Here is a 13567-nt window from a genome sequence, read left to right on the forward strand (position 1 = left end):
CCAGCCGGGCCTGATCGCAGGCCCTCTTGTGATCCGGCAAATCGGCGAGCGGTAGTCATTTCCGCTTCGCTGGAAGTCAACAAATCTTGACCGGCACCGCGAGTGCCGCGGACAAACACTGCCCATTTCAGCGGGCGCCGTCCCGATTTCGTGACGGAACGTGTGCAGCGAGGCGGGCGTTCTTTCCCATATGTCTCGAATGGCAAGGAGACATGCTGATGAGAAAGCGAAGCGTATTCCTCGGCTCCCTCGTGGTGCTGTTGGCCGCGAGCGCCGTCCCGTTTGCCGCTGTGGCCGATGCCGCCGTCACCAGGCACCATTATGTCCGCGTCAACGCCGCCCATAATGACCACGCGCACGCCGCGAACCGCAGACGCGGCCACCGTGACGGTTGGGTCGGCAGGGGCTGGACCGGCGAGAATTCGGCCGACAATAACGACTGGATGGACAGCTACTACAATGGCTACGGCAGTTACCGGGGCCGTGCCGACGACTTCTGTGGAACCATCCAGTGGACGCTCGGCCTGTGCGGTCCCCACGGCCCCTAACGCCTGACCGCCGGAGCCGACGAAGGTTGCTGGCATCACGCCATTTCGGGACGTCTCGACGCCTCGCGGATGGCCTTATGCACGCCGCGCTGCAAGTCCATGAAGGCCGGGGTCTCCATGACCTCTTCCCGGCGCGGGCGCTCGATGTCGACGTTGAAGGTCTGCATGATGCGTCCCGGGCCGATCCCCATGACGACGATGCGGTCCGATAGATAAACGGCCTCCTCCACGTCATGCGTGACGAACAGCACCGTGAGCCGGTGCTCCTCCCAGATCTGGGTCAGCAGTTCCTGCATCTGGTGTCGGGTCAAGGCATCGAGCGCGCCGAAGGGTTCGTCCATCAGCAGCATTTTGGGGCGATAGGAGAGAGCGCGCGCGATGGCGACGCGCTGCTTCATGCCGCCCGACAGTTCGGACGGGAAGCGATCGGCGCTTTGCGTGAGCTTGACGAGGTCGAGATGCTCGAGCGCGATCTCGCGGCAGGCGGCGCGATCATAGCCGGCGGCCTTGAGAGCAAACTCGATGTTCTGCCGCGCCGTCAGCCAGGGGAGCAGCGTATAGGACTGGAAGACAACACCACGGTCGAGGCCCGGCTGCAGGATCGGCGCGCCATCGATGCTGAGATCGCCGGCGTCGAAATCCTGCAGTCCAGCGACGATCGACAGCAGCGTGCTCTTGCCGCAGCCCGACGTGCCGACGAGGGAGACGAACTCGTTGTCGGCGAGGTCGAGATTGATGTCCCGCAGCACTTGCGTGCGCCGCTCGCCGGTGCCGAAGCTCTTGTCGAGACCGGCGATGCGCAATTTGGGAACAGTCACCGGCGGTTCCTCATTGCTGGTGGCCTTCCTGCCGAAACAGCACCTTCTCCAGGGCCTTCATGACCTGATCGGTGATGAGGCCAAGCACGCCAAGCAGCAGGATGTAGCCGATGATGGTGTTTGTCTGGAAATAGCGCTGCGACACGGTGATGCGATAGCCGAGGCCGGATGTCGCCGCGACGAGCTCGGCCAGCACCAGCCAGGTCCATGCCCAGCCGAGGCTGATGCGCAGCGTGTCCCAGATGCCCGGCAAGGCGCTGGGAACGACGATGCGCGTCAGGATCTTGCGGTCCGGCAGGCCGAGCGTGCGCCCAAGGCCGATGAAGTCGGCGGGAACCCGTTTCACATTGTCCATGATCATCAGCACCTGCTGGAAGAAAGTGCCGATGAAGATGATCAGGAATTTCTGGGTATCTCCGGTGCCGGCCCACAGGATGGAGAGCGGCACGAAGGCGACAACCGGCATGTAGCGGATGAAATCGACCAGCGGCTCGATGGCCGCCTCCCAGGAACGGAAACTGCCGATCAGCACGCCGATCGGTATGGACAGTGCCGAGGCGAGGAGGAAGCCGATGGAAATGCGGTACATCGAAGCCCTGAGGTCGAGCCACAAGGTGCCGTCGGCGGCGAGCTTGGCGATCTGGGTCGCAACGCTGCCCGGCGACGGCAGGAAGATGGGTTTCACCCATCCCAGCCCGGTCGCTGCCCACCAGGCAAGGCCAAGGCCAACAAAGACGGCCACCGCTATCGCAAGGAAACGCGACCGGGCGATGGGCACGCCGATCCCGGAGGATCGGCGTCGCCTTGCCTGTGTTGCGGCGGGCGCTCGTGCCGGGCGGGCCAAGCCGGTTTTCGCGGGAGGCTCCCCGGACATCCGCGTTACCACCGCGATCCGGATCTCGTCACTGCGCCGCCTTGACGAAGGACGGATCGATCATCTGCTCCGGCGTCACATCGGCCTGCAGAAGCTTGGCGTTCTTGGCGGCCGCTTCGACATCGGCGAATGTCTTGGTGGTAAACTCGCCGGTGAGCGCCGTCTTGTTTTCGGCGAGCGAATAGTAGCGCACCCCGTCGAAAGCGGTGTTGAGGTCCTTGACGTCGGAACCGACCGCCTTGGCGATGATGGCGCGGCCGCCGGCGGTGTCGGCGTTATAATCCTTGAGCGCGGCGTCCCAGCTCTTGATCATGGCCAGCACCTGGCCGGGTCGCGATTTGATCACCTCGTCACGCACCACCAGCACGTCGCTGATCAGGCCGGGATCCTCGCCGGCGGTGAACAGCAGCTTGACGTCCTTGTTCTGCGCCATGGCGACAGTGAGGTACGGCTCGTAGGTGACCGCGACCGGCACCTGGCCCGCGATCAGGGCGCCGCCGGCGTCGGCGGCAGGCATCGGAACCGGCTGGATATCGGCGACCGACATGCCGTTCCTGGCGAGCGCGTATTTGAGCAGGATGTCGCTCGTCGTGCCTTCCTCGAAAGCGACCTGCTTGCCCTTGAGATCGGCGATGGAGGTGACATCCTTGCCGGCGACGATGGCGTCGGCGGTCATGGAGACATCGAGCAGCAGCACGATCTTCACCGGCAGACCGGCCGCAACCATGCCCATCGCCGTGTGGGTGGCGATGTTGGCGGCGTCGAGCTGGCCGCTTGCGAGCGCCGCGTTGATGTCCTTGTCCTCGGCAAAGTTGACGATCTGGACGTCCGACAGACCGTTTGTCTTGAACAGTCCCTTGGCCTCGGCGACGTGCCATTGACCATATCCAAGCCAGGGCTCGATGCCTATCTTGAACGATCCAGCTTCAGGTGTCGTCGGGATGGCAGCATCGGCTGCGTGGGCCACCGGGGCGGTGGCGAGCCCGATCGCGGCGGCCATCACGAGCGCGCGAAATTGTCCTGCTAGGTTAAGCGTCATCTTTCGTTCCCCTTGATGATCAGACCGCTTTTTACCCAGGCATCCGGTCTGGTGAGACTGCGGGGTTCTGCTCTTGCGGCACTGTGCCTCGGCGTCTTGCCCGCCACTTCATGGTTGAAGCGCTGACATATTTCAGCGGCAGCGGCAGCGGATGTCAAGGCTGAAATACATACATGCATATACAAGTTGGAGAGACTCAAATTCCAGGTTGATCCAGCTCGGCGGCTTGCATTGGCCCGTCGCCTTCAGCTCGCTCCCGTCGCCTTCAGCTCGCTTTGGAAGGCGAGTAGCGGCTGCCGAGCGAGTAGCGGCTGCCGGCATAGGTCAGCTTGCTGATCGTGGCCACGATGGCCCCCGTCCATGTCCGGCGATGCAGGAGAAGGCAGCAACTGCCGACATCGATGCCGAGATGCTGTGCGGCCTCCTTGTCGGCCGGGATGGCGGAGATGATATGCTCGACCTCGGTCACCGGCGTCTTCTGCATCAGGTAGTCATAGGTCGCTGTCTTGGTGAAGTCCTGCTTGTCGTAGTCGGGGATCAGGCCCGGATTGACGAAACGCTCCTCCAGTTGCACCGGCAAGTCGTTCTCGAAATTGACGACGACGGAGTGATAGATCGAAACCCGCTTCGCAAACTCGAACGACAGTGCCAATTCCTTGCTCGGCATCATCGTTTCGAGAACGAGGACTTCGGAGCGGTGGCTGTTGCCGCGCTCGACGATCTCCGCAGCGATATTGTTGATCTCGATCAGCGTCGACTGCGGCCGGGGCGGCGCGATGAATGTTCCCACACCCTGCAGCCGGATCAGGAATCCCGCCGAGGTCAGCTCCCGCAGAGCCCGGTGGACCGTCATCCGCGACACGCCCAGTGACGCCACCAGCTCATTCTCGGACGGCAGCTTGCTGTCCTTGCCCCACCGGCCCGTCCCGATGTTGGTCAGGATGTAGTCCTTCACCTTCTCGTAGAGGGGGCTTGCCGTGTCGGGCAAATCGATCATTTCAAAAACCCTTTCCGGCAGGTTGCCGCATGCGGATGATTGTTTTCAAGCCATCGCTGCTTCCCGCCAACAGCCGCTCATAGGCAGCTGGGATGTCGTCCAGACCGATCTCGCAATCGACCAGGGCCAGCAGCGGTTCACTCAGCTCACCCAGCATCCGGACAGCGTCTGGCAATTCGTCCGCGAAAGCATGGCAGCCAAGCAACGCGATCTCGCGTTCGACAAGAACATTGGGGTCGATGTCGAGGCGGCCATGGAAGATGCCGACCATCGCCATCGCGCCACCAGGATCGAGAACGCCGAGCAACTGGCTGAACGCCGCGATGCTGCCGGTCGCCTCGACGGCCGCCAGCAGCGGGGCGCTGGCGGTCGCGGCTGCAATGGCCTCGCGGTCGAGATCGACGATCGTGGCGCCCGTCACTCGCGCCACGCGGGCGCAGCGCGCCTGGTTGAGGTCGGCGACAAGCACGGTGCCGGCGAAGGTTCGCGAAAGCAACAGCGCGGCTAGACCGCCGATCGGCCCGCAGCCGACGACCAGAACCGAACCCGCCGTCTTCGGCAGACGCCGCACCGCGTGCAGCGCGACGGCAAGCGGCTCGGCCATCGCCGCGACGCGCTCGTCAAGGCTCGCATCGATGACATGCAGCAGACGTGCGGGCAACACCGCCTGTTCGGCAAAGCCGCCGTCGCAGATTTCGCCGACGAAGCCCAGCGCAGCGCAGAGATGCCGCTTGCCGGCACGGCATTGCGCGCAGTCTCCGCACCAGAAACGGGAATCGGCGACGACCCTGTGGCCGACGGCAATGGTATCGACGCCCTCGCCCAGCGCGATCACCGTGCCGGTCAACTCGTGGCCCGCCGTCGAGGGCGCCCGGCTTATCCATTGGCCGGTGCGGAAATTGTGCAGGTCCGAACCGCAGATGCCGGCGGCATCGACCCTGAGCTTTACCCAGCCGGCATCGGGAATGCCTGGCGCGGCGATGTCCTCGACGCGCAGGTCGCCCGGTCCATAAAGTCGTGCCGCCTTCATCGCGATCGTCTCCGCTCAGCCGGCGAGATAGCGGTCGCGGATCTCCGAGACCGCGTTTTCGTGCGAGCTGAAGCCCTCGTAGCGGGCGAGCCGGCGGGCATGCTGCGCCAGTTCCGGATAGGCGGCCGAGGTGACATAGCCGACCGAGGAGCGCTTGACGAAATCCGTCACCGAAAGCGGTCCATAGGTTCGCGCCCAGCGGCTGGTCGGCAGCACCGCATTCGGCCCGAGGACGAAGTTGGCAATGGTTACCGGCGTATGCGGACCCATGAGGATTTCGGCCGCCTCGGTGATGTGGCCGAGATGCGCGAACGGCTCCTTCGACAGGATTTCCAGATGTTCGGGCGCGTAGTCGTTGATGAAGCGATAGCTTTCCTCCAGCGACGCCGTCAGCACGATGCCGCCGCGCTTTCCGGTCAGCACCGCGCGCGAGAATTCCACACGCTGTTCGGTCATCCGCGACCAGTGGTCGGGAAGTGCAGCAAGGGCTGCCTCGGCGACCTTTCGGCTGTGCGTCACCAGATAGGCTGAAGAATCCGGCCCGTGCTCGGCTTCAATCAGCAGGTCGAGCGCGGCAAGGCCCCCGTCGACGCTGTCGTCGGCAAAGATGATGGCCTCCGATGGTCCGGCAGGCAGGCCCGTATTGATGATCGAGGACAGCACGCTCTTGGCCGCCACCACCCACGGGCTGCCCGGGCCGACGATCTTGAGCGCCGGCTTCACCGTCTCGGTGCCGTAGGCGACGGCGGCAACGGCTTGCGCGCCGCCGCATTTGTAGACGGTCCCGACGCCGGCAAGGCGAGCGGCGACCAGCGTGGCCGCGTCCACCGAACCATCCGAGGTTGGCGGCGTCACGATCGCGATCCGCGGCACGCCGGCAATCACAGCCGGAACCGACGTCATCATCGTCACCGATGGAAAGGCGCCCTTGCCGCGCGGCACGTAGAGCGCGACCGATGCGATGGGCGTATACCGGTCGCCGGCATAGGCGCCCGGCCGGATCTCCTTGAGCCACATGGTCTCCGGCTTCTGCTCCTCATGAAAATGCCTGATATTCTCGATGCCGAACCTGATGCTCTCCACGACTTCCTTCTCGACCTTGTCGAAGGCCGCATCGAACTCCGCTTCCGACACTTTCAGTCCGCCCTCCCTCACATTGGCCTTGTCGAACTCCCTGGCGAAACGGATCAGGGCGGCGTCACCCTCTTCCCTGACGGCCTGGATGATCGGGCGGACCTTTTCGACGAAGGCCGACAGATCGCCTTCGGCGCGTTTCAGCAGACCGGCCCGTTGCGTGGCATCGAGGGATGACAGATCGTGGAAGCTGATGTCGGACATGGGTGCTCCTTCTGTTCAGAGCAATGCGCCGGCCGGTCACATTGCGGAAGACTTTGTTCTCTAACCTGGGCGAGCCGCCTCAGATCGATGCAAGGAAACCGCCATCCACCGGAATGGACTGGCCGGTAATGTAGGCTGAGGCATCCGAAGCAAGGAACACGGCGACGCCGTGCAAGTCGCGCAGATCGCCGAAACGATGCTGCGGGATTTTGGCGAGCATGGATTGCCGCCACGCTTCGTCGGCGTAGAACACCTCCGTCATCGCCGTCCTGAAATAGCCCGGGGCGATGGCGTTGACCCTGATGCCAAGCTGCGCCCATTCCGCTGCCAGCGCCCGGGTCATGCCGAGCAGGCCCGACTTGGACGAGCCGTATGGCACCGCCGTCGGAATGCCGACTTCTGAAGTCAACGAGCAGAGGTTGATGATGGCGCCGGGCCGCCCGGCGTCCCGCATCTGCCGTGCCGCCGCCTGGGCGCAGAAGAACGCCCCTTTGAGATTGGTATCGACGATCCGGTCCCACAGCGGCTCGTCAACGTCGAGCGAGGGCCGGACCTCTTCCACTCCGGCATTGTTGACGAGAATGTCGAAGCCGCCAAGCAGGCGGGCTGCCTCGGCGATAACCGTGCGGCACTGGTCGACATCGGTCACGTCAAGCGCAATGGCGTGCGCAACCCCGCCGGCCGCGCGGATGGCCGCCGTCGTCTCGTCAAGCGAGTCCAGGCTACGCGCCGTGACCGCGACGTCGGCGCCGGCCGCGCTCAGCGCCCCGGCGATGCTGCGGCCAATGCCACGGCTGGCGCCGGTGACAAGCGCCTTCCTGCCGGAGAGGTCGAAAAGAGAAGCGTCGCGCATGTGATCCTCCTTGGCCGCTCCATAGCCCAGAGACTACCAGATCGACTTACATATACAAGCATATACAAACAAAGCTGATTGCGATAACGTGACGTCAGCCGCCGCACCAGGATCGCGTAGTTGGCTCTTCATACGAGATGCCACGGGCGGGAGCCCTGTCGCAAATGTCGTAACCTCCCGAAAGCAAGCAGAATTGCCTGGCGTACCCGACACGAAAGTCTGGGTCTGCCGCGCGTGCGGGATATCGGCCATTGAAAGCTATCGTGCCCCTCGAGCCGGCCGCCTTGTCGTGAGAGCCTCGTCCATGAACGAAAGCAGCCCGCCCCGGAGCCTCTATCGCGATACGGCTGGCGGCACCGGCAACTACCCCTCCCTTGCCGGCGCGCAGCGGGCAAGGGTCGCCATTGTCGGCGCTGGCTTGACCGGCCTGTCGACTGCCTTGCATCTGGCGGAAGCCGGCGACGACGTCTGCGTGCTCGAGGCCTATCAGCCGGGATGGGGAGCCTCGGGCAGGAATGGCGGCCAGGTCAATCCCGGCCTCAAATACGATCCCGACACGATCGAAGCCATGTTCGGCCCCGAGCTGGGGTCGCGGATGATCGACTTCTCCTACGGTGCTCCGGATTTCACCTTCAGCCTCATCAAGCGCCTGTCGATCGATTGCGAGGTCCGGCAGAACGGCACCATACGCGCGGCCATCCGGCCGCAGCCGGCAGCCGCGGTGCGGGCCACGGCCAACCAATGCGAGCGGCGGGGGATGCCGGTCGGCTTGCTTGACGCAAAAGCGATGGCGGCGCGAACCGGCACGGACAGATACATGTTCGGCATGTTCGATGCTCGCGGCGGCGACCTCCATCCCTTGAAATACGCGCGTGGCCTGGCGGCCGCCGCGCGGAAGGCCGGCGCGCGGACATTTGGCGGCAGCGAGGTTCTCTCGCTCAGCAGGCAGGCCGGGCGCTGGCTCCTCGAGACCGCAAACGGATCCGTCAGCGCCGAGAAGGTCCTTGTGGCGACAAACGGCTACACGGGAAACTTGTGGCCTGGCCTGGAGCAGTCGCTGGTTCCGGTGTTCAGCGCCATCGCGGCGACCGAACCGCTGTCGCCCACGGTCGCGGCCGCAATTCTTCCCGAAAGGCCGGTCGTCTACGAAGCCGGCAACATCACCGTCTATTACCGCATCGACGTCCAGAACCGGCTCCTCATGGGCGGACGGGGACCGATGAGGCCCATCGGCGATGCTTCCGCCATCCGCTATCTCACCGACTATGCGCTACGGCTCTGGCCGGCGCTTGCTGGAGCTGGGTGGACACATGGCTGGAACGGCCGGGTCGCGGTCACCAAGGACCATCTTCTACACGTTCACGAGCCGGAAGACGGCGTGCTGATCTGCCTTGGCTATAATGGCCGCGGTGTTGCCATGGCCTCGGCGATGGGCAATGCGCTGGCAAACCGCCTTCGCGGCGACGAGACCATTCCCTTCCCGATGCCGATATCGGGGCTGAAGCCGATCCGGCTCCACCGCTTCTGGCCGCTTGGCGTCAGAGCGGCGATCCTTTCGGGCCGGGTGAAGGACCGGTTCGGCCGGTAACGGAAAAGCACGCCGCTATGCTCCGGTCTTGGCAGCGGACAATCTTCGGGCGTGGTCGTCCATGCATGCGGAGCATCAGCGCCCGCTGATTTGCGACCGTGCACTGCAAGTCGCCCTGCGGCGCGCAGGCGCGTTCAACGGCCGGCTTCAGCCAAGCGCCTCAGCGCGCCAGCGGTCGGAGCGGGATATGTTCCGAGCACGCTACTCGGCGGCTATCCTGGCGTGCTGCCGGCCGAAGAGCGCCAGACCGACATCGTCCACGGCGAGGCCAATGCGGGCCTGGATCGCTTCGGATGCCAGCACGCCATCAGCGAAATCTTTCTCCGAGGCGTATATGGCCGTCGGCAGCGCAAAGGCTTCGAAAAAGCCGAACAGCGGCCGCAGCTGATGCTCGACGATCAATGCATGGCGATCGCCGCCGCCGGTCGCCGCCAGCAGCACCGGCTTGCCCCTGAGGGCCGCCGGATCGACGAGATCGAAGAAATGCTTGAACAGCCCGGTATAGCTGCCTTTGTAGGTGGGCGAGCCGACCACCAGGACATCGGCGGTCAGGATCCGCTCGAGGACGGCGCGGGCCTGCTCGTCCAGGTCCCGAGTGGCTTTGGCATTGCCAAGGCTGGGACCGAGATCGACGATGTCATGGGTACTGGCGGCGAGGCCGTATCGCCCGGCGATCTCCGTCACGATATGGTCCACGAAGCCACGGGTCTTGGAGGGCCGCGTGAAATTGCCGGAGAAGCCGACAATGGCCGGATTGGTCATGATGGATGCCCTGTGATCTTTTCGAACCAGTTTGCCAATGTCCATAGTTTTTATAGACATTGCTGCCGAACAAAAGGAATTCACGGTCGCCGTGGGACGAAATCGGAAAAGATTTTTCTCCCGGGGAGCCAGATCGCCCGCCTGCATGCCGGATGATGACGTCACCCGATCCAGATGCACTTGGCAGCCGTCGCACGCGAAGGGCGATGCGACCGGTGGCGAAAAGGGGGACCATCACCGTTTGTTCGGAACCTGATCGCCCGGCGGCTGTTTTCCGTTCAGCCAAATACGGAGGAAGCCATGGCACGCGACAGAACCGAATATGAAACCGGCGCACGGAAGTATCCCGCCAGGACCGGCCCGGATCCGAACGATGATTTCTCGGTTGACGCAGCGGGCAACAAGCCGCCGGCAGGCGGAATGGGGCTTACGCGACCGGCGGATCAGACAAATGAAGAGACACACCAGTCAGAAGGACAGAACCCGCCTCGCAAGGCGACGCCCAGCCCCGCAACGGAGAAGACATCCGGCGCGGGCCCGGCGATCTCCGAGCACTCGAAGGACGCGAAGGCTCCAAGGTCGGGCCGCCAACCCGGCGCCTATGTCAAGGACTGACGCGGACGGGGGCGATACCTTCTGACAAGCCATGCGCCGCGCAGACCGCCGGTCTGCCGCGCGTTGAACTTTCTTCAGCCGAGGAGACGACCATGCAGACGAAGTCACAAACGGCCGGTGAAGTCGCCAAGCAGCGCCATATCCAGCGCGGCATCGATGCCAAGGACAAATCGAAGCGCAACGGAAAGGCGGAGCACGCCATGCAGGCAGGCGCGCGCCCCTATCCCGAGCCGCCCTTCCCCAAGCAACATCAGGCGAAACCCGGGCATGAAGCGGCGATCGAGCCTGCTCCGCTCTACGATGCACCCTACTATGTCGGATCAAAGAAACTCGAAGGGAAGGTGGCTCTCATCACTGGTGGCGATTCGGGTATCGGCCGCGCGGTCGCGGTTTTGTTCGCTCGCGAAGGCGCCGACATCGCAGTCGTCTACCTGGCCGAGGACAGGGATGCCGAGGAGACAAAATCCGCTGTCGAAAAAGAAGGCCGACGCTGCATCCTGTTGAAGGCCGACGTCAGTGAACGCCAGGACTGCCACGATGCCGTGGCGACCACGGTCGAAACATTCGGCCGCATCGACGTGCTGGTCAACAACGCCGCCTTCCAGATCCATTCCAGCGACTTCGGCGACCTGACCGAAGAACATTTCGACACGACGCTGAAGACCAATCTCTATGGCTATTTCCATATGGCGCAGGAAGCCGTGCCCCACATGAAGCCGGGCTCGGCGATCGTCAACACGGGTTCGGTTACCGGCATAGAAGGCTCGAAGCAGCTGGTCGACTATTCGATGACCAAGGGCGGCATCCATGCCTTCACGCGCGCGCTTTCGGGCAACCTCATCGCCAAGGGCATCAGGGTGAACGCGGTCGCGCCTGGTCCGGTGTGGACGCCGCTCAATCCGTCCGACAACGAAGCCGACGACGTCTCGAAATTTGGCGCCGACACGCCGATGAAACGGCCGGCCCAACCGGAGGAACTGGCTCCCGCCTATGTCTTCCTCGCCTCCCCGCACTGCTCGAGTTACATCACCGGCGAGATCCTGCCGATCGTCGGCGGCTACTGAGGTCAGCGCAATGTATTTCATTGCCCTGGCGACCGACTATGACGGGACGCTCGCACATGACGGGACGGTCTCCAACAAGACGCTCGCGGCACTGGAGCGGTTCAAGAAAAGTGGCCGCAAACTGCTTCTGGTCACTGGCCGCGAGTTGCCCGACCTCAAGCGCGTGTTTCCCGATGTCGGCCTGTTCGACAAGGTCGTCGCCGAAAACGGCGCCTTGATCTACACACCGGCTAGCGAGGAAGAGCGGGCGATCTCACCATCGCCGGAGCCCGAATTCGTCGCCAGGCTGAAAAAGCAGGGGGTGAAGCCACTTTCCGTGGGACGGTCGATCGTCGCCACCTGGGAACCGCATCAGGCGACCGTGCTCGAGGTCATCAAGAAGATGGGGCTCGAACTCGAAATCATCTTCAACAAGGGCGCGGTGATGATCCTGCCGAGCGGCGTCAACAAGGCCACCGGTCTGGCGGCCGCGCTCGAGGACCTTCACCTGTCGCCGCACAATGTTGTGGGTATCGGCGACGCCGAGAACGATCACGCCTTCCTGAAGGCCTGCGGCTGCAGCGTTGCGGTCGACAATGCCATTCCCGCGGTCAAAAGCACCGCGGACCTGGTCACGCGCGGCGCACGCGGCAAAGGCGTCGAGGAACTGATCGCCAAGCTGATAAAAAGCGACCACGGGATCGTGCCGAAGCGTCATGGCGGGATTGTTCTGGGATCGTCCGGTGGCGATGACATCTATCTGTCGCCGACCGAAAGCGTGCTCATCGCCGGCAGTTCGGGCATCGGCAAATCCACTTTGGCCACCGCACTGACGGAACGCTTCGTCGACAGCCAATTTCAGTTTTGCGTCTTCGACCCGGAGGGTGACTATGACGGCCTCGAGGGCGCCGTTCGGCTGGGGGATGCATCGAGCGCGCCGACAAAGGCGCAGGTGCTCGACCTGATCGCCAAGGCCGACAGCAATGTCGTCGTCAACGGGCTGGCGCTGCGTGTCAACGAACGGCCAGACTTCTTTGCCGACCTGCTGCCTGGCCTTGGCAGTTTCCGTCGCCGCACCGCAAGGCCGCATTGGCTGGTCATCGACGAAGCGCACCATCTTCTTCCGAAGCGGCGCGACGACACCCGCGCCGTGCTCTCCCTGGAACTGCCGGGCACGATCCTGATCACCGTCCATCCCGAGGCGATTTCGACCGACGCCCTGCGCCTGATGACGGCCGTCATCGCCCTTGGCCCGAAGGCGAAGGACGTGGTGAAGACCTTCTGCCATGAGACCGGCATCGAGCCGCCGAAGGACATTCCCACGCCCAAGGGCGATCGGGTTCTGTTCTGGCGGCCGGGGGCGCGCAAAAAACTCACGACGGTCAAGGTCATAGAACCTCGCCAGTCGCTCAAGCGCCACAGCCGCAAATATGCCGAGGGTCAACTCGATGAGACAGGCAGCTTCTATTTCCGCGGTCCCGACGACGCGATGAACCTCAGGGCCCATAATCTGATGATCTTTGCTCAGATGGCCGAAGGCATAGACGACAAGACCTGGGAGTTCCATTTGCGCGCGGGCGACTATTCGAAATGGTTCCGCCACCAGATCAGGGACAAGGACCTCGCCCGCGAAACCGCCGAGGCGGAAAAGGACAGCAAGCTTTCGGCGGACGAGAGCCGCAAACGGGTGCTCGATGCCGTTCGGCGGCGCTACACGGCACCCGCGACGGCGCCAGAGGCGTAACAGCCCGACAGGAGGCGGTCATGAGCGACGACCGGCATGGCAAAGACGACAAAGACGGACGCGGCGAAAATGGACCTGTCTTCTCCGCGCGCCAGGCTTCGCAAGGCGAGATCATCCTGCGAACCCGCACGCGCCGGATCATCTTCGTGGCAGGACTGGTCGGCATCCTGATCCTGGCGGCGGTGGTCAGGTTCGCGATCGGTTAAACCTGCCTGGTTGCAACAGCCGCCGCGACAGGGTGTGTCGGGCAAGGCTGACCGCGATTGGAACCCGGGCGCCGACTTGGCGTTCAACCTCCATCGAGAAGGAGAAACGATC

General features: G+C 63.8%; 13 protein-coding genes. 5 read left to right on the forward strand and 8 right to left on the reverse strand.

Features of this window, described 5'->3' with window-relative positions; genetic code table 11:
• The first annotated feature begins 218 nt into the window (after positions 1-218).
• Complete coding sequence (locus LB516_RS13260; RefSeq protein WP_015319091.1) at positions 219-548, forward strand: hypothetical protein; 330 nt, start codon at positions 219-221, stop codon at positions 546-548.
• A 35-nt stretch (positions 549-583) separates the two neighbouring features.
• Here the strand turns inward: LB516_RS13260 and LB516_RS13265 are convergent, their stop codons facing one another.
• From LB516_RS13265 to LB516_RS13295, 7 genes are all read right to left on the reverse strand, one after another.
• Positions 584-1366, reverse strand: coding sequence for an ABC transporter ATP-binding protein (locus tag LB516_RS13265; protein ID WP_015319092.1), 783 nt, complete (start codon positions 1364-1366; stop codon positions 584-586).
• A gap of 10 nt (positions 1367-1376) precedes the next feature.
• Entirely contained in the window at positions 1377-2240 is an 864-nt protein-coding gene (locus LB516_RS13270) for an ABC transporter permease (protein ID WP_041163526.1), read from the reverse strand.
• Positions 2241-2268: 28 nt separating this feature from the next.
• Positions 2269-3279 (reverse strand): ABC transporter substrate-binding protein, encoded by a 1011-nt coding sequence (locus tag LB516_RS13275; RefSeq protein ID WP_140661601.1) that lies wholly within the window; start codon positions 3277-3279, stop codon positions 2269-2271.
• A gap of 265 nt (positions 3280-3544) precedes the next feature.
• Positions 3545-4276 (reverse strand): histidine utilization repressor, encoded by a 732-nt coding sequence (gene hutC, locus LB516_RS13280; protein ID WP_224719700.1) that lies wholly within the window; start codon positions 4274-4276, stop codon positions 3545-3547.
• A gap of 1 nt (position 4277) precedes the next feature.
• Entirely contained in the window at positions 4278-5306 is a 1029-nt protein-coding gene (locus LB516_RS13285; RefSeq protein ID WP_224719701.1) for a zinc-dependent alcohol dehydrogenase, read from the reverse strand.
• 15 nt (positions 5307-5321) lie between these two features.
• Positions 5322-6644: a histidinol dehydrogenase gene (gene hisD, locus LB516_RS13290; RefSeq protein ID WP_224719702.1), complete on the reverse strand. Its 1323-nt coding sequence runs from the start codon at positions 6642-6644 to the stop codon at positions 5322-5324.
• Between the two features lie 79 nt (positions 6645-6723).
• Positions 6724-7497, reverse strand: a complete 774-nt coding sequence (locus tag LB516_RS13295) for an SDR family NAD(P)-dependent oxidoreductase (protein WP_015319098.1) — start codon at positions 7495-7497, stop codon at positions 6724-6726.
• Between the two features lie 304 nt (positions 7498-7801).
• Between LB516_RS13295 and LB516_RS13300 the strand changes: the two genes are divergently transcribed.
• Positions 7802-9085 (forward strand): NAD(P)/FAD-dependent oxidoreductase, encoded by a 1284-nt coding sequence (locus LB516_RS13300; RefSeq protein WP_224719703.1) that lies wholly within the window; start codon positions 7802-7804, stop codon positions 9083-9085.
• A 201-nt stretch (positions 9086-9286) separates the two neighbouring features.
• Here LB516_RS13300 and msuE read toward each other — a convergent pair whose 3' ends face one another.
• The gene (gene msuE / locus LB516_RS13305) at positions 9287-9847 is read right to left on the reverse strand and encodes an FMN reductase (RefSeq protein WP_140617612.1); all 561 of its coding nucleotides are present in this window, start codon (positions 9845-9847) and stop codon (positions 9287-9289) included.
• Between the two features lie 707 nt (positions 9848-10554).
• Between msuE and LB516_RS13310 the strand changes: the two genes are divergently transcribed.
• Genes LB516_RS13310 through LB516_RS13320 form a run of 3 tightly spaced genes read left to right on the forward strand, consistent with a single transcriptional unit; the run spans position 10555 to position 13455 of the window.
• Positions 10555-11526, forward strand: a complete 972-nt coding sequence (locus LB516_RS13310; protein WP_224719704.1) for an SDR family oxidoreductase — start codon at positions 10555-10557, stop codon at positions 11524-11526.
• A gap of 10 nt (positions 11527-11536) precedes the next feature.
• A complete protein-coding gene (locus LB516_RS13315) occupies positions 11537-13249 on the forward strand; it encodes an HAD-IIB family hydrolase (RefSeq protein WP_140661608.1) in 1713 nt (570 codons plus the stop codon).
• Between the two features lie 20 nt (positions 13250-13269).
• On the forward strand, positions 13270-13455 hold the full coding sequence (locus tag LB516_RS13320) for a hypothetical protein (protein WP_140617515.1): 186 nt from the start codon (positions 13270-13272) through the stop codon (positions 13453-13455).
• Positions 13456-13567 lie beyond the last annotated feature (112 nt).

It is taken from the genome of Mesorhizobium sp. CO1-1-7 (genome assembly GCF_020164885.1).
Classification (GTDB): Bacteria; Pseudomonadota; Alphaproteobacteria; order Rhizobiales; family Rhizobiaceae; genus Mesorhizobium; species Mesorhizobium australicum.